At 38.8% G+C, this 20,908-nt stretch carries 22 protein-coding genes; 21 read left to right on the top strand and 1 reads right to left on the bottom strand.

Going from position 1 to position 20,908, the window contains the following annotated elements; translation table 11 throughout:
• The first annotated feature begins 26 nt into the window (after positions 1 to 26).
• On the top strand, positions 27 to 3,614 hold the full coding sequence (locus BPR_RS17845; protein ID WP_013282907.1) for a Cna B-type domain-containing protein: 3,588 nt from the start codon (positions 27 to 29) through the stop codon (positions 3,612 to 3,614).
• Positions 3,615 to 3,823: 209 nt separating this feature from the next.
• Here the strand turns inward: BPR_RS17845 and BPR_RS17840 are convergent, their stop codons facing one another.
• Positions 3,824 to 5,170, bottom strand: a complete 1,347-nt coding sequence (locus BPR_RS17840; protein WP_013282906.1) for an IS4 family transposase — start codon at positions 5,168 to 5,170, stop codon at positions 3,824 to 3,826.
• A gap of 498 nt (positions 5,171 to 5,668) precedes the next feature.
• Here BPR_RS17840 and BPR_RS20890 point away from each other — a divergent pair, with 498 nt between their 5' ends.
• The 20 genes from BPR_RS20890 (at position 5,669) to BPR_RS17760 (ending at position 20,813) form a co-directional block, all read left to right on the top strand.
• Complete coding sequence (locus tag BPR_RS20890) at positions 5,669 to 5,842, top strand: hypothetical protein (RefSeq protein WP_013282905.1); 174 nt, start codon at positions 5,669 to 5,671, stop codon at positions 5,840 to 5,842.
• A complete protein-coding gene (locus BPR_RS17835) occupies positions 5,829 to 6,491 on the top strand; it encodes a hypothetical protein (RefSeq protein ID WP_013282904.1) in 663 nt (220 codons plus the stop codon). Before BPR_RS20890 ends, BPR_RS17835 begins: the two co-directional genes overlap by 14 nt.
• Complete coding sequence (locus BPR_RS17830; RefSeq protein WP_013282903.1) at positions 6,488 to 7,201, top strand: hypothetical protein; 714 nt, start codon at positions 6,488 to 6,490, stop codon at positions 7,199 to 7,201. Before BPR_RS17835 ends, BPR_RS17830 begins: the two co-directional genes overlap by 4 nt.
• A gap of 14 nt (positions 7,202 to 7,215) precedes the next feature.
• Positions 7,216 to 8,874 (top strand): immunity protein Imm33 domain-containing protein, encoded by a 1,659-nt coding sequence (locus tag BPR_RS17825; protein ID WP_013282902.1) that lies wholly within the window; start codon positions 7,216 to 7,218, stop codon positions 8,872 to 8,874.
• 2 nt (positions 8,875 to 8,876) lie between these two features.
• Entirely contained in the window at positions 8,877 to 9,392 is a 516-nt protein-coding gene (locus BPR_RS17820) for a hypothetical protein (protein WP_013282901.1), read from the top strand.
• A gap of 19 nt (positions 9,393 to 9,411) precedes the next feature.
• Positions 9,412 to 9,582 carry a ribbon-helix-helix protein, CopG family gene (locus BPR_RS20520; RefSeq protein WP_013282900.1) on the top strand — a complete coding sequence of 57 codons (171 nt, stop codon included), beginning with the start codon at positions 9,412 to 9,414 and terminating at the stop codon, positions 9,580 to 9,582.
• Positions 9,583 to 9,860: 278 nt separating this feature from the next.
• Positions 9,861 to 10,013, top strand: coding sequence for a hypothetical protein (locus BPR_RS21155; RefSeq protein WP_207636503.1), 153 nt, complete (start codon positions 9,861 to 9,863; stop codon positions 10,011 to 10,013).
• 140 nt (positions 10,014 to 10,153) lie between these two features.
• The gene (locus BPR_RS17815) at positions 10,154 to 12,160 is read left to right on the top strand and encodes an ATP-dependent DNA helicase RecG (protein WP_013282899.1); all 2,007 of its coding nucleotides are present in this window, start codon (positions 10,154 to 10,156) and stop codon (positions 12,158 to 12,160) included.
• Positions 12,129 to 12,515 carry a hypothetical protein gene (locus tag BPR_RS17810; RefSeq protein ID WP_013282898.1) on the top strand — a complete coding sequence of 129 codons (387 nt, stop codon included), beginning with the start codon at positions 12,129 to 12,131 and terminating at the stop codon, positions 12,513 to 12,515. Before BPR_RS17815 ends, BPR_RS17810 begins: the two co-directional genes overlap by 32 nt.
• A gap of 7 nt (positions 12,516 to 12,522) precedes the next feature.
• On the top strand, positions 12,523 to 13,461 hold the full coding sequence (locus BPR_RS17805; protein WP_013282897.1) for a hypothetical protein: 939 nt from the start codon (positions 12,523 to 12,525) through the stop codon (positions 13,459 to 13,461).
• Positions 13,462 to 13,473: 12 nt separating this feature from the next.
• Complete coding sequence (gene lepB, locus BPR_RS20165; RefSeq protein WP_013282896.1) at positions 13,474 to 14,022, top strand: signal peptidase I; 549 nt, start codon at positions 13,474 to 13,476, stop codon at positions 14,020 to 14,022.
• A 49-nt stretch (positions 14,023 to 14,071) separates the two neighbouring features.
• Entirely contained in the window at positions 14,072 to 14,884 is an 813-nt protein-coding gene (locus BPR_RS17795) for a hypothetical protein (protein ID WP_013282895.1), read from the top strand.
• Positions 14,884 to 15,528 (top strand): hypothetical protein, encoded by a 645-nt coding sequence (locus BPR_RS17790; protein ID WP_013282894.1) that lies wholly within the window; start codon positions 14,884 to 14,886, stop codon positions 15,526 to 15,528. The genes BPR_RS17795 and BPR_RS17790 overlap by 1 nt, the downstream gene beginning before the upstream one ends.
• The gene (locus BPR_RS20885) at positions 15,525 to 15,662 is read left to right on the top strand and encodes a hypothetical protein (RefSeq protein WP_154649897.1); all 138 of its coding nucleotides are present in this window, start codon (positions 15,525 to 15,527) and stop codon (positions 15,660 to 15,662) included. The genes BPR_RS17790 and BPR_RS20885 overlap by 4 nt, the downstream gene beginning before the upstream one ends.
• A 231-nt stretch (positions 15,663 to 15,893) precedes the next feature.
• Complete coding sequence (locus tag BPR_RS17785) at positions 15,894 to 16,331, top strand: hypothetical protein (protein WP_013282893.1); 438 nt, start codon at positions 15,894 to 15,896, stop codon at positions 16,329 to 16,331.
• A gap of 74 nt (positions 16,332 to 16,405) precedes the next feature.
• Positions 16,406 to 16,786 (top strand): helix-turn-helix transcriptional regulator, encoded by a 381-nt coding sequence (locus tag BPR_RS17780; protein ID WP_013282892.1) that lies wholly within the window; start codon positions 16,406 to 16,408, stop codon positions 16,784 to 16,786.
• A 139-nt stretch (positions 16,787 to 16,925) separates the two neighbouring features.
• Complete coding sequence (locus BPR_RS17775; RefSeq protein ID WP_013282891.1) at positions 16,926 to 18,557, top strand: single-stranded-DNA-specific exonuclease RecJ; 1,632 nt, start codon at positions 16,926 to 16,928, stop codon at positions 18,555 to 18,557.
• Positions 18,558 to 18,664: 107 nt separating this feature from the next.
• The gene (locus tag BPR_RS17770) at positions 18,665 to 19,387 is read left to right on the top strand and encodes a hypothetical protein (protein WP_013282890.1); all 723 of its coding nucleotides are present in this window, start codon (positions 18,665 to 18,667) and stop codon (positions 19,385 to 19,387) included.
• An 80-nt stretch (positions 19,388 to 19,467) separates the two neighbouring features.
• Entirely contained in the window at positions 19,468 to 20,460 is a 993-nt protein-coding gene (locus BPR_RS17765; RefSeq protein ID WP_013282889.1) for a hypothetical protein, read from the top strand.
• An 89-nt stretch (positions 20,461 to 20,549) separates the two neighbouring features.
• Complete coding sequence (locus BPR_RS17760) at positions 20,550 to 20,813, top strand: hypothetical protein (RefSeq protein WP_013282888.1); 264 nt, start codon at positions 20,550 to 20,552, stop codon at positions 20,811 to 20,813.
• The last annotated feature ends 95 nt before the right edge of the window (positions 20,814 to 20,908 follow it).

The following is a 20,908-nucleotide window of genomic DNA, read 5'->3' as shown; positions in this document are numbered from 1 at the left end:
TTGATTGATACACAAAGGAGAAACTCATGCGTAAACAAAAGGCAGCCAGATTATTGGCGGGAATTCTCAGTACTGTAATTGCAGTTTTACCTGCAGTGCCATCTGTGCCTGCAGCAGCTGCAGAAACTACCAAAACATTATCATTTGTTGTCGGCGATGTGACTCTTGAGGGCGGAACGCTCCAAGGACAGACTAACCCTGACTCTCATTATAGTGATCTTATTTATAGTGACGATAATAACGATGGTAAGATTACGGTTCCAAACCCATTCTCATATGAAAATGATACATATAAACCAGTTAAGACAGGCTACACTTTCAAGGGCTGGAAAAGACAGGGCTCAAATACAATAGAAACCATTGACGAAGGTGGTTCAAAGACATTTACCCTTGATGCTGCTGAGACCATTTATTATGCCCAGTGGGAAGGCCCGAAGTACCAGGTTACTTTTAGCGGTGTAAAGGAAGGAACAGCTGCCGTAACCAAAGAACTTGAACTTGGTGCTGATAACGATATTTCCGTAGACACTATCGTAAAATCAGGAGTCGCGGTTGACGGATATGATTCTTCAACGCAGACTATCACCGGATGGCAGTATAGTTATACAGAAGATGGGCAGACAAAGACAGTATTTTTTGATGGCTCATCATCTGTTGTTCATACCCTTTTGGCATCAAATGGAGAAGCTGTACTGAAGTCAGATTCAGTAACCCTTACCCCGGTCATTGTTAAAAAGGGGGTATCAGTAACTTTTGACCCTAATACTACAAAAGGCGGAAGCGGAACTGCAGCGAGTGTAAATCTTGCAATCGGTAAAGTCGCTACTCTCCCCAGCCAGAATGGCGGAACTGTAGTATCAGATGGAAATGTTACTGCGTCATTTAGTTTTACAAACGCTGCTTCTGGAACAAGATTCCTTGGATGGGATACTGATAAAGATGCTTCTACTCCAAAATATCTTGCTGGCCAGCAGAGCGTAACAAACTTTAATTTTGCAACAGATACGACCTTATATGCTATATGGGGCGCTGCAACAAGAGCTGCTTCATCAGTAACAATTCAGTTTGTCGAAAATTACTGTTATGATGCAGGCACAGCAACATCTTACACAAATAAAGCTCCTCTTACACTCTTTTCAGGCGAGGAACCGGTGCAGCTTTATTCGCAGGTTGTAGCAAGCACAGTCAATAAAACCAAGATCTGGGATTCAGATAACCTTCCAGCACAGGCAGGATATTTTGTAGATTATTGGGAACTCACAGATTCAGACGGGAACGCCATTCATACTCAGCACTTCCCGAGAAATGCCTTTATTCAATATACGGGCGGAAATGTTGAGATCTCGAGCGCGGACCAGATATCAAAAGTAACAATAAGTACAGGTTCAAGCACAATCTATTTAAAGCCCGTATGGAAGAAGATCACAGTAAAGCTTGCCTATAATGGCAATGGCGGTTCAGGAACAGCTTCTTCAAATGCTGTATTTGCAATCGGCGATACATATGCGCTCGAAGCAAACCCATACTCTAAGGCAGGTAAGGACTTTATGGGATGGGGCAGTGTAAACAACCAGAATGTAGAGGATGCAAAAGCTCCTGGTTATATTGTAAATTCGGTTTTAAAGGCATCAAGTTCAGGAGAAACACTGTTTAGTGATAACTATAGTAAGTATCTTGATATGGGCAAGTGGATGGCAGCAGGGCTTCAGATTAACGCCCAGATATTTGACCTTGAAAGCGGAACGCTTAATCTTACAAAGACTTCATCAGCAAACATCGTTGCTGTATGGAGCAACGATACATATACTATCAAGTTCGACAGAAATGAAGGAACTCTTGCCGGAGGCTCCGGCTCGATGGCTGATGAGACAATGCCGGTTAGCGACAATAAGGCACTTTCAGAAAACAGGTTTGTGCTTTCTGGTTATTCATTTGATCACTGGAATACAAAGGCTGATGATACCGGAGTTTCATTCAAGGATACCGAGAAGGTCAAGGGACTTGCAAAGAGAGGAGAAACAGTAACTCTTTATGCTCAGTGGAAAGCAGATGCTCTTAAGCTCGTTCCTCTTACCGTTCAGCAGGTTTGGGAAGATAAGACAAACCAGGATGGAATAAGGCCTGAGACTACAACATACAAACTTACCGCTAGTGCGGGAGGAACAACACTTACTGCGGCAGATCTTGGTATAGAAGCTCTTACATTTGATGTAAAGAGTTCAGATTCATCTGCTACTTTAGCACAGGTGCCATATCAGTTCCTTTTAAATGGTTCATGGGAATATGTAACTTATAGGCTTAGTACAGATGCGCCTAAGGGGTATTCATATACAACAACATATTCTGGTTCTTCAGATGGCTTTAATACGGTATATAAATTTGCTCACACCCCAGAGAGCATGAATTTTACTGTTAATCTTGGATTCCAGGACGATTCAAACCAGGATGGATTAAGACCTCAGTCTGTTACCATTACGCTTTCTGGTTCAGATGGTTCTACTTCAACTGTTACAGTTGCGGTATCTGGCACAACATTCAGTTATGTTTTCGAGAATCTGCCAAAGTACAGTAAGGGCAAGACCGTCACATATACCGCAAAGCTTGGAGATGTTACCGGATATACTTCAAAGGTAACAAACGCTGCCAACGCATCAACTATCACTGCCTCTCACAAGACAGAGATGCTTACTACCAATATCAAGATTGAGTGGCAGGATAACGACGATAAGTATAAAGCAAGACCGGCAATGGTAAAGGTATCTCTTTCAGGAAGCAACAATCAGAGTAATACCTACACACTCGTAGCAGCAAGCAACTGGAGCACAACAACAAGCAACCTTCCTAAGTACAACATGGGCTCAGCTGTAAACTACACATGTACGGTTACCCCTCTTACATACTACACATCAACTATTACAGGAGATGTCAATAAGGGCTACACAATCGTTCTTAAGGTATCTGATATCGCCGCAAAGACAGTAACGACACCTAAAGTATCAGATTCAGCTGCAAAAGAAAGTTCAGCCACAACAAAGAAGATTGAAAAGAGAAATGAAGATGACTTTAGGACTATTACGATAAAGACTATCTGGAACGATAATGATCAGGATTATTTAAGACCTCTTGCAATGAACGTTACACTCATAGGTTCTGACGGAGAAACATACAACAAGATCCTGATGTCAAATACAAGTTATACAGCAACATTCTCGTCACTGCCAAAGACCGATGAGGATCATAAGGATATTGATTATAAGCTGTCATGTAATACACTGAGTAACTATACAACTCACGTATATCATAACCGCAAGAATGATGACGAGTTTATCATTGAAAACTTCTATCCTGGCAATGCAGCAGTATTCCAGGAGGCAGAAGTTACCGTTAATGGTGGAAAGCTTATAGCAATTGGAGCCGCTTCTGAAGATGAAAAAGCAATTGTTTCAGAAGATACATCTACCGGAGTTACAGATCCGGACGATAACAATGACGATAAGAGTACTGCAAAGAAAAAGGTAAACTATAGCAAGTATATTATTTATGCAGGACTTGGACTGTCGCTTCTTATCATTATTGGAGCACTAATAAGCCGTTTTGCGCATAAAAAGCGTTAAGATAAGGGAATGCAGGCCTTCTTTGGCAATACCATTAAGTTAAGAAAAATTAGTTTCAAAATGGTATTGTGATTATCCGAAGGTTGTTAAGTTAAGCAGATTGAAAATTAAAAGTGTCGGTTCGTAGGAATAAAATCCTATCCGGCACTTTTCTTTTGTTCAAAAATATAAAATTTCTGCATGACCAATAAGCAGACATGTTTGTCTGCTTAAGCAACTCTGTATGTGAAATAAACCGCTGACTTAGGTTTTAGTAACCGGATATTATGTTTGCCATTCTTTAGCATATGCCGGTATTGTGTCATGTCAGCGTACATATTTTCTGGCGGATCTTTACTGAATGGTCTAAAATACTTGCGGAATATATAGACTATCATCTTAAAATCCACAGCATAAACATATCCTTTATCAGAATACTCAATGGGGATATATGCTGCTACACGGGCTGTTGCATTGAACATAATGAGATGTGCATACAGCTCTTGCAGGATGAATTTGTCTTTCTTGCTATGAAAATTTATGGCTCCGAGCGCATATTTCAGTTCCTTAAAAGAGGTCTCAATATTCCATCTGAGCCAGTAGATACACTTCATAGCTTTTAGATCGAATTTGTCCCGTGGCAGATTTGTAACGAGTACCTCCCAAACCTGTTTACCAGTATCAGGATCGTTTATCTTAAATTTGACCACACGGAATTTAACGATACACTTTTCTTCAAAGTCCCACTGACTCATAACAGTGTTATCAGAATAATCAGCTTTCTTGTTTTTGCAAACATTGATTTTACGATATCCATATAGTTGGCAGTATTGATAGCTTTTGGTAGATACCTTAATTTCGATATCTTTATCGCACGGCTTGTCAGGAAGCTCGTTTATTTCCTTAATGGTATTGGTCAGAGGATGCCTAATAATATAATATCCGCCATAACGGTTACCATGCTCAATCATATTGAACCCAGAATATCCTCTGTCCATGATGACAAGTGAGTGCTCTGCGTCGGATATTCCGTCGATAAGGCTGATAGCACCTTCTCGTTCATCACGGTTCTCGTTGACATCAATATATTGTTTATTCAACAGATCATAAAGAAAATTTCCATGCAGAAGACATGTGCCTTTAGCCTCCTGTCCGTCTTTACGAATATAATGATTGGGGATATACCATTCACTGTCTTTATTGAGCGGTGTGCAGAAGTCCGAGCCATCAATACCATAAACACGTAGTTCTTTCATGGTCTTAGCATCTACGAAGCTGCTATTTAAAAGACTGAGCATAGTTTTAAATACTTCGGGTTTTAACTTATCTCTTTGCTGTTCATATGCAGACGCTGACATACGTTGTTTCTTGTCAGGGAAATGATCGTACAGTTCTTTATTTAAGGAGTTGCCCGCCATATTCAGCATTAAATGCATAAGAATGTTAGCAGGAAGCTTACGTGTTCTCGTAAAATCTCTGCCAGGATGCTCACAGTATTCAGTTATGTGACCTGATACATCAGAAATTACTGCATTAAGCAGTTCTCTGATATCCGGCTGTAATCTGTCAGTGCCCATAAAGATACCCTTTGTATAACAAAATAAAGCATATGCCCGCTACTTAATATAACGAACGTATACATATAGGTCTGGCTGCGACAAGTCTGAATTACTGTATTTCTCTGTGGGTATTTCCAAATGTCACAAGAATGGACATCTGGTAATAGCTGAACACTATTAAGATATGGGTACTACAAGTTACTGGCACATATCAGAGTCTCATAGGTTCATACTGCATTCCTATTCTCCAATTTTACTGTTAACCGGGCGGATATCATATTCCGCCATAATAATGTAGTCGGGCAACCAGTTTGTGATGTTCTAAGTCTATATTACAGATTCGCCTATATTATGTCAAGCAGTAACAAGATAGTGCATTACATAATAAAACACCCGCATTAACATGAAAATTCAGGCGTTTAAAACTAATTTTTCCATAATATAAGTAGTAGTTTTTATTTTATCGATTTAATCTCTCATACTTTATATGGAGAGATATTTTTAGAAAGGATACTTATGCTTATAAAACAATCTTTTAAATGTCCAATATGTGGTAAATATTTTGAAACTAATATTGCAACCGAAATTAAAAATAACAATCCCGGATTAGATACAAATCCACATAATGATGAAATATTTGAACAAACCGTGTTATGCCCGAAAGGAAGAAACGAAAATGAATATAAATGATATAAAAATTCCAACGTTTAAAGAATCATGGAAAGATTTTACTGATAATTACACACTTAATCAGCCACTTTTCTTTGTACTTATTCAGAATAAATATCTTATGCAATATGCAGACGGTTATCTTTATCCTGTCCCATTTGAGTTTAACCCGGAAAGCTTAATGCGCAACTATACACCCTCTGATAAAATCCGTTATCTCGCAGAAATGATGAAACACGCAGGTTGTTCAGAGGTCAAAACCAGAGAAGCTGAAAATTATCCGCCGTATTGCACTTTATTCAGCCTTCCAGAAAATCTGGATAATCTAAGTCTCATTTTCTTTGTGCGGGATGTACAGTTAAATAACGATGAGCTCTGTTATATAAGTTACTGCCCGGATTTTGACTGTAAAATTGGCGGTCTTTGCTGTGGTAAATGGCAGGAAGATGAGAATATCTTTCTTCTCCCTAAAGAGTTTGATTCCGTGCATCGCAAGGATATTGTTGAAAATAGCATATATATCGGAGCAAAATGCATTGGCAATTCAGCGTTTAAGGATAAGTGGCAACATAGTTGCAGAACTCATGATATTGAGAAATATCCCGAATTTATCACAGGTGACAGGATATATTTTTGCAAACTAAAGGAATGTAAAGGAATGTATTCATGAAGACAAATTCAAAATTACTGACGGTTTTATTTATGCTGGTGTGCGTAATAACCCCTTTATTGATATACGGGTTAACAGGCTCTTTTATAGAATCAAGTGCATCCCGCAACGGACGCGGGATAGATGGTTTTGGCGCAGCTATTGTGACAGCCTTCCTTGCAGAGATCATACGTCTTGCAGGACTGGCAGGGTATGCCGTAATGGCTTGCTTTTGTATCAGACGGATCATAAATTTTAAAATGCCAATATGGTCTGTAATTATTCCACTTATTCCTGCAATAATAATCATAGGTAGTATCATAACAGATCAGACCCGTGCATATGTTGAAAGAAAAACCTATGATGCCGATGCGTACGTACAACTTATAACGGAACACAAGAAGGTTTTTATACGCAATACTGATAAAGGAAATAGTGCGGTAAATACCGATTATATCTGGAGCTTTATGCTCGGTACATGGCAGCCAGCGGCATACAACTCCCTTGATGAACAGAAACAGAAAAATATTTTTAATGAAGCTGTACCTATACTAATGCAGGATATCGAAAACGAAACACTATGTGACGAATCGGGCTACAATAAAGATATAGGCAAACCTATATACAGCGAGGTTACTATTGAATCGTGGAATTGGAATCCAGAAACAGGCACATTAAGCGTGATATATAATAACGGCGAAAACGACGTTTTTATAAAACAATGGAAATAATTGGAGGACAAAATATGACAAAATATAATAAATGGTACGATTGTAATGCAGAAAAGACAGCAGGGGATATAATCAGCAGTTTTAATAACTCACAATACCCTGCTCTGATATCCGGTGAAGAAATGAAACATTATGTAGTGTGGCATGATACAAATGGTTATGCCCTGCTGCATAAAAAATCAGAAGACTCCGAAGCAGTTGCTGTTGCCACAGAGCAAAATCTTGTAGATTTTGTTATTGCTGTTTTTAAGACATGGACAGGCAAACTTTATACTGCAGAAGATATATTTGGAACAGATAATGTAATGGCCATTGTAAGGAAAAGGCTGAACTCATGTACGTTTTACTGGAATTTTATGATGGACACCTATGCATTGTTTGAAAATACGGGGTTTGATAACGAGCAAACCAGACCGCTTGTTACCGAACAGATAAGAAAACTAAAAGTTGCTTCAGAACCAGGATTGTCTTATTTGGGTTCCATACTCTTACAATATACCATTGAGCATTTTATAAGATATACTCATGATACAGGTAATATGCAGTATCTGGACACAATGGCTGGACTTGTCGATTTTATCTTATCTCGTGATGTATCTGTTTTTATAGAAATGGTTACTTCGTATCCTGATATGGACGGAATAAAGGTAGAATATATAGCAGAAGCATTGTCTGATCTTAAGAGCTATATGTCAGATATTATTGCGCCTTGCGAAGGCATCAGACAAAGTGCTTTAATTCATCTTAAAATGATGTCTGAAAATGCGGACTATCTAAATTTACTTTTTGATAATCCTCGCATGTTTCATCTTGGTTTTAAAAGCTTACATACTAACACCCCTTATACCGAAAGAAATAGAAATTTTAGCGCTGGGATTGCTGATGTATTGCCAGGGGAAATGGCACACAACCGGTTCTGCGATCTGATAGACACTTTACTGTCAAAAAATCATACATTCACTTATAAAGATATATATTATAACATGCCCGCCCGCTGGCGATGGAATGAAGATAAAACAAAAATTCTGGATGTTGTGTCAAGAGCGGCTTTTGAACCATCATTTTTTGGACCTGATAGTAAGGAGTGGAAAGAAGCTGATGAGGCTGAGAACGGAGGAGTATTTAGGCCACTTCCAGAAGACTATAGAACGAAGTGTGACTTTTCAAGTAATGCCATGATAACTACCGCATATGAATTCGGTTATCCACATTTATATATTAATGAACATATGGCAGACATTACAATAGTACAGACTTATCAGGCAAGAGATGGATTTTGTTCAAGATATGTTACTGTAAATACACAGGATATTAGAGAACGTCTCAATGAAAAGAGGATATGCTTTGTTACAAAAGAAGTGTTAAGGAACGGTTTTGACGTTAAAACATGTAACCGAGATTTCGACCCTGAAAAACCTTATGATTCCGGTTGGATGTTCTTTGGAAATACACGATATAACGATTATATCAATAATCCTGATAATATTGAAATGGTGGATCTTAAATCATTTCTTGAGATATGTCCAAAAGCAGTCTCACTGATGGAAGAGTTTAACGAACAAACTAAATACGAGAAACATGAAGCGCTCATCACAGATGAGGACGGTAACCAAACCGAATATACACATGAAGAAATAACCATGTCGTTTCCTATGAACAACGAGGAGACGTGACAATGGATATATTCGAAAAAGTTATATATTGGTATCAGATCGGATTTACAGTCATAGCCTTAATCCTCTGTATTATATCCTACATCCGTAGCAAAAATCCAAGCAGGCCTGCTAAAATTGCAGGCGTGGTTACAATCATGATGGCAGTGATCTTTTCTTGGACAGGCGTTATAGGGAATATGGTAGATAAAAATGTTCTTACAGGAGAAGTAGTTGAAGTACTACCAGATAATATGGTTCAGCTACGAGTCAGAGGTGAAGAAGTTGGAGAATTTCATGATTATGTCGTCGAGTTGCTGCCATTAACAACGCAAGTATCAGAAGGCGACAGATATGATTATGAATATGTAGGCAAGGATAAAATCAAGATCACAGAGCCCCATCAAAGTTCAACAATCTATCGGAAACGCAAAGGGACTAGAAAACATGGTGTTTTTATATTAATGCTCACCATAGGATGGAGTCTTATAGAGGGGAAAGCCCCCGATTTTATAACGAACTTTCATAATAAATTTTAAATGAGAAAGGACTATTGATATGAGCAGACCAAAAACAAAGGATTCAGAAAATCTGTCATGCAGACTTGATAAAAAAGCGATGGAACAGCTTAATGAATTGTGCGACAGGATAGGACTTACAAAAACCAAAGCCGTTGAAAAAGCTATTGCTAAGTTCTACGCGGAATATATGGAGACAGGCAGGGTATAATCGTCAATTACCACGCACCTAAAGGTACGTGGCTTGTAAAAGCCACAAGTTGACTAGCCTAAGTTCTTCGAGAACTACGTTACTCACAAATATATAGTTACCTTGGAATATTTAGCCTAGTTCCAAGCTCTAAGGTATGTGATTAAACAATCCTGTGTGGTAGGAATAGTGTTGCATACATAAAACTGTGGAATAACATTGGCGAAGGCTACCTAACCACTCTTCGGAGTGAGTGATTAAATTAGTGAAAGGGGTATACGTAATGGTCTATGTATTGAATGAATATTTCAACAGATATTGGTTCTATACAGGTAAACTACGAGCCAGTATTTGAACAACTTGTCGAAGGAAGATCTGTATATCTTTTGCAAACAAAGACTATCAGCCCGATAAAATATATTGCAATACCTGAAGAGTGGTTAATTTCGTAAAATAAAAAAATACCCCTGGTCGATTTTTAAAATCGTTAGTCAGGGGTATTTTAATGTAATTTTTGCCTTAACTTAATGGCATTGCCTTCTTTGGAGGGCCTGTTTTTCTTTGTGCAGAAAAATAGTAGGGGATAGTTTTGATGTACAATACCTTTATGACTAAGACAGAAGAAATGTTAGAGAAAAAAGGTATAGAAAATAATTTCCAGCTCCGCAGATGGCTCCCGAGGTCATATGTCGACTATTCTGTAGCTACAGGCTGCATGGAGGGTTCGGTTGTATGCGTTGGTGTGATGCTTTCATGCGAAAAGCTTAAATCCCAGAAAGATGTTGGATATATCTACTCAAGAGTACAGGATCTTACAACAAACCTGATCTTTAAGGTGATTATATTCAACCAGCCATATGCTTTTAATACATATCATGATTTCATAGGTAAAAATGTTCTTGTATGCGGCGAGATGAAATATGAATACGGAAGCTATAAGATAGTTGGCCCTGCCGTGTTTACTGATGATGTTGAGAACAACAAAAGAGTTCTTCCAATATACCCTAAGGTGGCTGGCACAAAGCCTTTTTATGTAAGAAAAAAGATATACGAATCATGCCTCGAAGGAGAAGAAGATTCCCTTCCATCTGATTTTAAGAAAAAGCATAACCTGGCAGGAATTTCATGGAGCCTATATGAACTCCATAATCCGTCATCTTACCAGAACCTTAAAAAAGCAGAAGAACGCCTGCTATATGAGGATATGTTCTATTTTGCAGCTCTAAATGAGCTTGTGAACAGAAAAGATGAACCAAACTGTGCTCCAATGGCAAATGTTTCCTTGTGCATGCTTTTGACTCAGAGATTTGGTTATGCGCTTACTCCAGATCAGCAGAGTGCATTTTTTAAGATAAGTTCATACATGACAAATGGACAGCACCTTCGCGCTCTCGTTCAAGGCGATGTAGGTTGTGGTAAAACAATTATTGCGTTTCTTGCAATGGCCCAGGCTGTAGGAAGCGGAAAACAAGCTATCCTTATGGCTCCAACAAAGGTCCTTGCAGAGCAGCATGCCAACCAGCTTAAAAAGCTGCTGCCTGAGTATGAAGATAAGATTTACTATGCAGGTGGCAAAGCTCCTTTAAAAAAGGATTTAAAGAAGATCGAAACTGGAGAGTATCTGTTTATTGTAGGTACCCATGCCCTTATATCTGAAAAAGTACATTATAAGGATCCAGGCATCGTTGTTATTGATGAAGAACATAAATTTGGGGTTGACCAAAGAAGTGCTTTTGAAAAGCAGAAAAAAGGCATCCACTCAATATCAATGTCTGCAACTCCTATTCCTAGAACACTGGCCAAGACTATTTATGGAGATGGTACTGAAGTCTTTATCATAAGAACAAAGCCAAATGGAAGAAAACCAGTATTTACAGTATACGATAACGGAGATAATATTCCACTTTATGTAAGAACAGCTCTTTCAAGAAATGAACAGGTATATGTAGTATGCCCTGCCATTGAAGTAGATGATGAAAAAATGGAGGGCGTTGTTTCTGTAAAGGATGCTGCGGAAAAATATGCAAGCTGGTTCCCAGATATCAATATTGGGATTTTGAATGGAAAGATGTCTGCCGCCGACACAAAGAAAGTTCTTGATGATTTTAAGAACGGGGTAACAAGAATACTTATTTCTACTACTGTAGTTGAGGTAGGTGTAGATGTCCCAAACGCAACACTGATCGTACTTCAGAATGCTGAAAGGTTCGGTCTTGCCGGAATGCATCAGCTTAGAGGAAGAGTTGGAAGAGGTTCAAAACAGTCTTGCTGTATGCTGATTTCTGCACAAGAAAATCCAAGGATACATACCCTTTGTTCAACAACAGATGGATTTGAAATTGCCAAGATGGATCTTGAGATGAGAAAGAGCGGGTCTTTGTTTGGCCTTGAGCAGTCAGGCTTTAATAAATACGTGCAGGAAATTATTGATAATAATGAGGTATACGAAAAAGTCCGCACAGAAGTAAAAGACTATTCTGTCATCATGTTAAACCGCCACATAAAAAAAATGCAATTGTGCCATAATCAAAAGAGGCAAATTTTGTTTGGCAATGGAGGTTTTATTGATGAGCTTACAGAAAGTAAAAACAAAGAATAAAAAGAAGCGCATTGCTCTTGCGGGAGCAGGAGTGGCGGCAACAGCTGTTCTTGTTCTTGCACTTGCGCTGATTCCAAATCATGGTTCAGAGGCATCTGCGGAAGAAACAGCAGTAAGGGCTATAGAAACAGAGATGCCTGAAGACGTACTCTTGGCAAAAGCAGATGTAGATGTAGATGAGTATATAGAAGATTATACCGCTCCTGCAATTGTCATTGAAGAAAAGGTATCTGCGGAAGAAAAAGAAGAACAGTTTAGAAATATCGAAAGCGCACACGACTACGTCAACTTTGAAAATCTCATTCGTGAGATAGCACAGAACACTGCAGAGAAGAAGGTTGCAGAGAATAAGTGAGGTAGATATGGCCAAAGAACAGGAAGTAGTAGTACAGGAAGAGCTTATCCCGGAAAAGATTGATAAGATCGACAAGGGACTGGTCTACACCAAGGCGTTTTATGAAACTATTGCTGATTCGGCGAAAGCTAATCTTGATAATCCTGGCGATGATAAGATGCTTAATATCATGGAACATGGAGTTTATTATAATGCCATCGCCGGCATGCTCCGTTCTGGTGCACTGTGCAGCAGGGTTACAGGCGAAGACGGTTTCCCTGAGATCCGCATCGTGGCAGGAACTAAGACATATCAGTGCAGAGAGGATATCTTAAGAACTATCTTTGGCAAGGAGGCTGACTATATCATTGCCCCTTACGAGGACCGCTTTGAGTCATATCTTGATTATAACCCTGGTGATCTTGTTTCCAAGGAAGAAGATGAAAGGGAAGAAGAGAAGGATTCAAAAGCGGATCCAAAAGAGATAAAAAAGCTTAAGAGAGAGCACAAAGAAGAGCTTTCTAAGCTTAAGGCCCAGTACGAAAAGCAGATCTCTGATATGAAGAAGGAGGCTAAAGAAAATGGCCCCTCAGAGATTGCACAGCTTAGCTTTAATGTTGATGTACAGGATAGCCAGAATTCTTCCAAAGAGCGTCTTATAGTTTCTGACCCAGAACAGGAAAAAACTATAAAGAAGCTTCAAAGCGAAAACGAAACTCTTAGTGTTAAGCTTGAAAAGAGCAACAAGTCTTTAAATGATACAAAGAACAAGCTTAAAAAAGCAGAGGCCACGCTTGAGGACATACAAAAGTATGAATATGATCCATCATATGATCATTATTACAGTGATGCCCTCCCTCCACTAATGGAGTCACTTGAATTTGTTCATACAGACCTTATCATTAAGGGGGTTATGATAGCTACATGTGTTGTCGGGATGGCCGCATCGGCACTGTTCCTTTTATAATAGGAGATATTTATGGCAACATATACTCAAGAAAATCTTGCTACGCTGGCAAAAGCGCAGGAGGAAATAAAAAAGGAATACAAATTTAAGACAAGGGCTTATGCGCTTGCATCAATGGCTGCGTCTTTAGCAATGCTTGCGGCAGCAGTTGCAACTCTTATGGCATTTGTATTTAATGTATACAGTATTTACGGCGACGGGATGGAACCTGCAGTAAAAGATGGACACTATGCAGTAACAAACCGTCTGGCTTATATAGCAAGAGAGCCTAAAAGAGGAGATGTGATCATATCGGATGGACACATGTACAGGATCATTGGTCTTCCGGGGGAAAAGATCGAGATTTATGGTGGGCATGTCTATATTGATGATAAGCTTGCAGAGGAGGACTATCTTGCACAGGGCATGATAACAACTCCGGTTTATATCAATACTGCATATACAGTGCCAGAAGATGCATATTATGTACTTTCTGATAACAGAAAGTGCTTTGACGATTCTCGTCAGGGATTTGCGATATCACGTATCGCTATTACAGACAAAGTATTATTCATACTATAAAATTGAATATGGGATGTACCATAAAGGTACCGGAAATACGGGAGGAATAATGTCCGACACTACATTGCTTTTTGAAGAGTGTAACAGGCTGGTTGAAGTAGAACGGGCACTCGTTATTGGGATAGATACATTATATAATCCGGAGAGTGAACAGACAGAATACGATTGCCAGATCGCAGTTGTTGGGGAAACAGTTTTGGAAGAATCAAAACTGAGGGAATGTTTAAAAGATGCGATTGGTTACCTCAAATATTTAGGACATAGTTACAACAAAAAAGACGGTGTACTCAGTATGCAGAATTCAAGGGGTGATAAGATAGATGTCTTATCACACGCAGTCATCATCGACCTTGACAAGAAACAGATGCACAGCTTAGGACTATCAGGGGAAAAGTTCTTGTGCGGTTTGATATTAAGTGAGCTTTATAAAAAGCTTGGCATTGTTAAAGACGTTGAACTTAAGGAACTGCTACTGACAAAACCACCTCTTTCACAACTTGAAAAACTACATATGATTTTAAAGGAATGCACACAGGGCTGCAGCATCATTCATATTGATAACGCAGAAGTGTTAAATTCCTTGATTAACTCGACACCATTTATTAAGGTTGCAAATATCGAGCCTGAGCTCGTTTATTTATATCAGTATTACACAATAGATAAATACGGATACTTAAGACCACTTCCGAGAAGAAATGATGTCAATTGGGACAGAATTATTGACGGAAGTTACCTGGCGGATCTTGTGTTTAAGGTAAAAAATGATAAAACCTGTGGACTGTGGAAATTAAGCCCTATGTCTGGCGGAATTATTAAAGATGTTTTTTCTGACCTTGATAGCAAAAGCCATTTTGAGGAATAATGGATAAGAGCAGAACAAAAGTTATTATAAAATGTATAAGAGGCACTGTATTTACGCTTTTGGGCGTGATATTTACAGTGCTTTTGCTGTATCAGCAGTATTTCTCTGTAGATGCAAGATATATGAGAGATAATCTTGAGTTTCTTTCGGAAAAAATGAGTGAGCTTAAAGTGATATCTGCAGAGGCTTATAAGACACATGGAATAAACGCAGTAAAGTATCCACTTTTTTATTCTGCATATCTTTTTAATGCAGATACCAGAGCTTGGACAGACAGTTATATAGGCTCTGTCAAAAAGGTTCTCGAAGATGGATACGAAAACAAAGATTCTGAATACAATCCTTATGATACGTATGCAAGACTTGTATTACAGGCCAACACTGATGAAGTGCAGGCGGTTTATAATGATGTCCAGCTGAGTGCAGCGATTTTAAATCCTGAAACGCTTGACTTATTAGAAAATTCGTTTGATGAGATTGCAGAAGAGCTGACTTCATATCACAAAAAAGGTGCAGAAACCATAACCGCAATGAAAAATGCTTTTGTCATAAACCTTGCAGTAAGTCTTACATGCTATTTAATGGGGATGCCCGCTATGATAAGTTCAATAAAGAAGCTTAGAAGGGATAAGATTAAGAAATGAGCAGAATATGCCCGGAAACAGGCGAGAAGGTGGTCTACCTTGTATGCCAGGAATGTGAAAATAAGGGAAAATGCAGTAGAAAAACGCGTGCATCTTCAGATAACAGCATGGATGGAGCAATAAAGAAAAATTGACAAAAATAAAATTTTTTATTGCAGAGAATCAACTAAGACCGCATGAACTCGCCAAAGTTAACAGACGGTCTTTTTTGGGTATTCACAGTTGTTGAGGGGCTAACGAGACATTCGAGGGTTTAACTTGAGTGTTCAGCTCTAAAGCAGACTGACTTGTTGAGGGTGGAGCTAAAAAACAACCAACCTATTTAAAAAACTAAAACATATAGAAATTATACTGAGGTATATAAAATGAGTCTTAAAGCAATATACAAATATGAAACGTATGTCTTAAAACTTAACTATATGAGGATTCCCTGTATTGCAGAAAAAATAAATAATTGTTCAGAGCCGATATTTAAAAAGGTAATAGATGACAAGGGAATATATCTGTGGATGTTTGATTGTAAGGAAGTAATTGAGCCAAGAAAAGATGATTATGTATTTCAACTATCAATATCTGTAGGTGATATAGAGCCGGATCTTTTTGATATCGGTTATTATGCCGCTACCCAAAATAAATTGATGGGAAGTCAAAAAGATTTTATAGAAGAACTTGAAGACATCTTTTATGAAGAAGTTGAAAAAGCCAATTCAGAAAACTATAAGGTTAAATTAGCTATAAATAATTATTTTGAGCACTATGTAGCAAAAGGATGCGAAATCCCCTTTGTATTGGATGTTGATTAAGAATTCCTTATTATATTGCAAACAAACGGTATAACGTATATGCTGTAAGTAATAGAACTTATGTGGGGTATAATGTGAAGATTGAAACTGGGAAAGATATTGAAAGATTTAGAAAAATATATGGGTTCACACAAGAGGAACTTGCAAAAGAAGTGCATTACTCTAAAAGCACGATTGGCCATTTAGAGTCACGAGACGAAATTTTATCAGATAAAATAAAAACATCTATCCTTGAACTTGCAGATAAATTTAATGGCAAAAGTATTGAAGAGGTATGGAAGTTGAGACAGGAGCATATTAAACTTCATAACCAGCTTGAGCACGAGCCTCAGATAAATACAATAAAAGGAAGTGCGGCCGAGGGTGATGCGTTAGACCAGGATTTATTAGCCCTGCAATATTATATACAATACTATATAAAAAAATATATCAAAAATGTGTTGAGGAGTGCTTAGAAGAATACGCAAAAGAACACAATGTAGATTAAATAAACCACCAAACAAGTGCTTAATGGCACTTGTTTTTATTTTGCTTTCTTTTAGTCATAATCCAATTTAGAAAATATTATGACAGTTATGAAAGGAGGATAAACTTATGTATAAAAAGCAGGGTGATTATCAAACCCTTGATGAATATGTAAGATTCAAGACAGGCAAAAGTATTCCTGAGCTTGACGCCTATAAGGCGTTTTATGAGATCAGACGGCTTGAAAAGGCTGCTGAAATGATAAAAAGACATATCGCAGCACAGCTACCAATTGCTGTGTTCACGGATTATGATGTTGACGGACTGGGAGCTGCACTTATTATGATCCAGCTGCTCCAGGCTCTTGGAGCACAGTATTATGTATATGCTCCAAGACGCTCGGTCGATGGATATGGTATAACAAATAATTTTGTATCAAAGTTAAGCGGTTATAGAGGACTTCTTATTACGGTAGACAATGGCATCGCTGCCATAGAACAGGTAAATAGAGCCAAGGCGCTTGGCTGGGAAGTTCTTATTATGGATCACCATCACGCTCTTGAAAATGATGGAATTCCTGAAATTCCAAGAGCTGATCTTATTATCGATCCGGAAGTTTTTGGTACGGGATGTGATTTTACACATTATTGCGGAGCAGGTCTTGCATTTAAGCTTGCTCAGTTTATGCTAGACGACCAATACTTAATCGACAAATTAAACACGTTTGCAGCGATTAGTACAGTAGCTGATGTCGTGCCTTTAATTGAGGATAACAGGCAGATTGTAAAAAGAGGCCTGGAACTCATGAACAGAGGTGTTGGTACGGTAGGTCTTCAAAAGCTTTTGGAATATCTGCAGATTAGAGGATTCGCCACTGCTAAGGACCTTGGCTTTAGTATCGGTCCAATGATGAACGCTGCAACAAGAATGGAAGCAATGTATGAAGGCTGGAATGGTTCTGATTTTGTTATCAATGCGCTTTTATGCGAGGATGAGATGCTTGCAAGTCAGTATTCTATGCAGCTTTCAGAAATAAATAAGCAGCGCAAGGAGATTACGGCAGCAGCCCTTGAGACTGTAAAGTGCGATATACTCGACAGCGTAAACTTTATCAAGGTAGATGCTCCCGCAGGCCTTTGCGGAATCATTGCTCCAAGGGTTATGGAACAGAATCCCAAGCCAACTTTTGTATTTATGGAAGAGAATGGCGTATGTACGGGTTCTGCAAGATCAGATGATGAAACTCAGAATAATGTGAAAGAGATGCTTGAAACATGCAGGGATCTGCTTATCAAATATGGCGGACATCCTGGGGCGGCAGGATTTTCATTTAAGATTGAAAACATGGATGAAATCCATAAGCGTTTGTCGGAATATCCTGTAGTTTCAAATGCACTAAAGCAGGTTTATGATCTTGAGCTTAATAAGGAAGATATCGTATCAACTCTTTGTGAACTGGATCGTATTGAGCCTTTCGGAAAAGGACTTGAGGCGCCAATCTTTAGGGTTGCTTGTAGATTTAATGATAGGGACCAGAATGGCAATATCACTGAATACTGGCACGGTATGGGCAAGGATGGCTCACATCTTAGACTTGATCTTACCCCTCAGCTCAAAGCTGTTGCTTTTAACATGAAGCCACAGTTTGATGAGATGGGACATCCAAAGCAGCTTTATCTTATCGGAAGACCTGGTTGGAACATCTATGATGGCAAAAGAATTGCTCAGTTTAGATGCGAGGCTATTGAGAAAATGAAGTAAGAATATATAAAACACATTGCGATTTTGCAGTGTGTTTTATTTTTTTTCAAATGCTACATAACCTTAATAAATAATTTAATGTCAACTAGAAAAAGGAGAATAAAAACATGAAGATTAATGCAATGGTAACTGTAGGACAGGTTAGAGTAAACGACAAGGGCGTATCAATCCAGTGTAATGAGGCAAGAAAGAACCAGAACACTGGAAAGTATGAGACAATTAACAGCTTCTGGGCAAATTGCCATAAGGATGCTGAGGAGTTCGCTAAGAGCCTGGTTATCCCTGAGGAGGGAAAGAAGCCACTTGTAACCATTGAGGGCTATATGACAGGACTTGGCAAGAAGCAGGCAGATGGAACATATTCAGAGAAAGGTTATTTCGATGTTTATTCAATCACCCCATATGCTGCAAATGCAAATCAGCAGAATAATGGTCAGGTAAACAACCAGACTCAGAACAACGTTGGTACTCAGATGCAGCAGACAAATACTCAGCAGGATAACATGCAGGTGAATAACATGCAGATGAATAATCAGCAGGTTAGTAACCAGCAGATGACTCAGAATGCTGGTATGCAGCAGGGCAATATGCAGATGACTCAGCAGAACAATGCTGGTCAGAATCCATTTAATCAGCAGTCTCAGGGCGGATTCGGAACATTCAACCCAAATGGCAATGCCGATAACGGAAACAGTGTTTCCCCATTCCCAACACCTAGCACACAGCAGATGAATAACATGCAGATGAACAATCAGCAGGTTAACCAGAATACTGGTGCTTCAAACACAACTTCTGCTAACCCGACAGGAAATCCTTTCCTCGATCTTTAATTTACAGCTTAATAAGTAATACTTATTACAGAGCCTCTGATTTTCAGGGGCTCTGTTGATGAAAACTGAAAGGAGAGAAAATGGAGTACCCGTTAAACATAGCAGCGTTTGGCAGGCATGACCAATATCTAAGCGCTGCTTTAAATCTTGTTTTACAAGATCAGGAGGATATGCAGGATGAGAAAGCAATGCCGCTTTCTTATTTCAAGAAATTCAGTTGCCTGAAGATCAATATTTCCGATTCAAAGAAAAATACAGGTGGAGATGGAAATATTGAGCTGGTGAAGCTTGATGACGTATATATGCGTACTCAGGTTGCCATGCAGAAGATTGCTACTGCAAAAGTTTTAGAAGACCCATTTGCACAGACTCTTGGTTATGTGCCAGGACATGTTGACTGCAAAGGACTGTCTATCGCAGCACTTGCTGATAAACTCGGCTTTGCCGAGTGTATGAGTATTTCCAATCAGCTGATGACATCTGGAGGAAAATATGAGGCCAGGAATAAAGCAACTGGCACACTTATAAAGCATGCAGCTTATGTTAAAGCCATGCAGGATGCAAATTTGCTTCAGGCGGATTTGTGGCAGATGTATAATCAGGCTATTGCAAATGGCAACCAGAACGCCAGATTTTTACAGGATGCGGCCCAGATAATGGACAGACATCCTAAATACCGGAATGGAATTAGCAGCCAGGGTAATAAAGCCGAAGCTATCGACATATACAGAGCAGAAATGAAAACGCCAAATGTAAGCAAAGTAAAAGATGGATACACGAAGGTATATTCCCTTGTGATCACAGCCATCCCTGGGGCAACAACCCCTTTTAAAGTAAAGCTTGTAATTGGCAGGGGCAAACCTATGGAAGACAGGAGCATTGGGATCCAGCCAAATACTTATGAACCTGTTGACTCGTTTGAGGTCAATCTTGCTTCATGGGAATGGGTAAATATCATTTCTTCTGCTATAACAACAAGGAATGCCTATATTACATGCCATGTTGACCAGTATATGAATATTGCTCATCAGTGTGATCAGGAAAATAGAAAACGCAGTTTTACTGCCGCATAAAATTAAATATAATGAGCCGTCTGCAATTGCAGACGGCTTTTTTTCATAAATTCGCCATAATAGATATGCGAAAGGAGAATAAAAAAGCCATGAATTTGATGCTTATTTTTATGATTGCATGGGGAATACCATTTTTTATCATGCGCACAATCATTCATACGTATGTAAGGCGTAAAACACAAGAAAAGGAAATGTTTGATAAAGCCCATGAGCTTAACGAGAAAAGATATGAGCTTGAAAATCAGAAATACACAGCTCAGAAGCTCGTAAAATGTGAATATTGCGACAAACATGTAAGATTTGGAGATGGCTCATGTCCTCGTTGCGGAGCCAGACTTAAACTGCCTGATTGATAGAATGCCAGATAAAGAAAATTTACCCATAATAATTTACGGATAGTTTTGCACAAAGGTATACCAAATGACCGCATTTATATAGAATAATTTCA

Origin of the sequence: Butyrivibrio proteoclasticus B316, assembly GCF_000145035.1 — a bacterium.
GTDB classification, from domain to species: Bacteria; Bacillota; Clostridia; order Lachnospirales; family Lachnospiraceae; genus Butyrivibrio; species Butyrivibrio proteoclasticus.
Note: the sequence above shows the minus strand (reverse complement) of the source record. Positions and strands in the feature narration are given on the sequence as shown.

What these genes read in the sequence shown, in the direction of transcription:
- BPR_RS20885 (WP_154649897.1), top strand. Translation starts at nt 15,525, where the DNA reads ATGAGCAGAATATGCCCGGAAACAGGCGAGAAGGTGGTCTACCTTGTA.
- BPR_RS17815 (WP_013282899.1), top strand. Translation starts at nt 10,154, where the DNA reads ATGTACAATACCTTTATGACTAAGACAGAAGAAATGTTAGAGAAAAAA.
- BPR_RS20520 (WP_013282900.1), top strand. Translation starts at nt 9,412, where the DNA reads ATGAGCAGACCAAAAACAAAGGATTCAGAAAATCTGTCATGCAGACTT.
- BPR_RS17825 (WP_013282902.1), top strand. Translation starts at nt 7,216, where the DNA reads ATGACAAAATATAATAAATGGTACGATTGTAATGCAGAAAAGACAGCA.
- BPR_RS17805 (WP_013282897.1), top strand. Translation starts at nt 12,523, where the DNA reads ATGGCCAAAGAACAGGAAGTAGTAGTACAGGAAGAGCTTATCCCGGAA.
- BPR_RS17770 (WP_013282890.1), top strand. Translation starts at nt 18,665, where the DNA reads ATGAAGATTAATGCAATGGTAACTGTAGGACAGGTTAGAGTAAACGAC.
- BPR_RS17790 (WP_013282894.1), top strand. Translation starts at nt 14,884, where the DNA reads ATGGATAAGAGCAGAACAAAAGTTATTATAAAATGTATAAGAGGCACT.
- BPR_RS17785 (WP_013282893.1), top strand. Translation starts at nt 15,894, where the DNA reads ATGAGTCTTAAAGCAATATACAAATATGAAACGTATGTCTTAAAACTT.
- BPR_RS17845 (WP_013282907.1), top strand. Translation starts at nt 27, where the DNA reads ATGCGTAAACAAAAGGCAGCCAGATTATTGGCGGGAATTCTCAGTACT.
- BPR_RS17775 (WP_013282891.1), top strand. Translation starts at nt 16,926, where the DNA reads ATGTATAAAAAGCAGGGTGATTATCAAACCCTTGATGAATATGTAAGA.
- BPR_RS17840 (WP_013282906.1), bottom strand. Translation starts at nt 5,170, where the DNA reads ATGGGCACTGACAGATTACAGCCGGATATCAGAGAACTGCTTAATGCA.
- BPR_RS17835 (WP_013282904.1), top strand. Translation starts at nt 5,829, where the DNA reads ATGAATATAAATGATATAAAAATTCCAACGTTTAAAGAATCATGGAAA.
- BPR_RS17760 (WP_013282888.1), top strand. Translation starts at nt 20,550, where the DNA reads ATGAATTTGATGCTTATTTTTATGATTGCATGGGGAATACCATTTTTT.
- BPR_RS17820 (WP_013282901.1), top strand. Translation starts at nt 8,877, where the DNA reads ATGGATATATTCGAAAAAGTTATATATTGGTATCAGATCGGATTTACA.
- lepB (WP_013282896.1), top strand. Translation starts at nt 13,474, where the DNA reads ATGGCAACATATACTCAAGAAAATCTTGCTACGCTGGCAAAAGCGCAG.
- BPR_RS17765 (WP_013282889.1), top strand. Translation starts at nt 19,468, where the DNA reads ATGGAGTACCCGTTAAACATAGCAGCGTTTGGCAGGCATGACCAATAT.
- BPR_RS17795 (WP_013282895.1), top strand. Translation starts at nt 14,072, where the DNA reads ATGTCCGACACTACATTGCTTTTTGAAGAGTGTAACAGGCTGGTTGAA.
- BPR_RS21155 (WP_207636503.1), top strand. Translation starts at nt 9,861, where the DNA reads ATGAATATTTCAACAGATATTGGTTCTATACAGGTAAACTACGAGCCA.
- BPR_RS17810 (WP_013282898.1), top strand. Translation starts at nt 12,129, where the DNA reads ATGAGCTTACAGAAAGTAAAAACAAAGAATAAAAAGAAGCGCATTGCT.
- BPR_RS17830 (WP_013282903.1), top strand. Translation starts at nt 6,488, where the DNA reads ATGAAGACAAATTCAAAATTACTGACGGTTTTATTTATGCTGGTGTGC.
- BPR_RS20890 (WP_013282905.1), top strand. Translation starts at nt 5,669, where the DNA reads ATGCTTATAAAACAATCTTTTAAATGTCCAATATGTGGTAAATATTTT.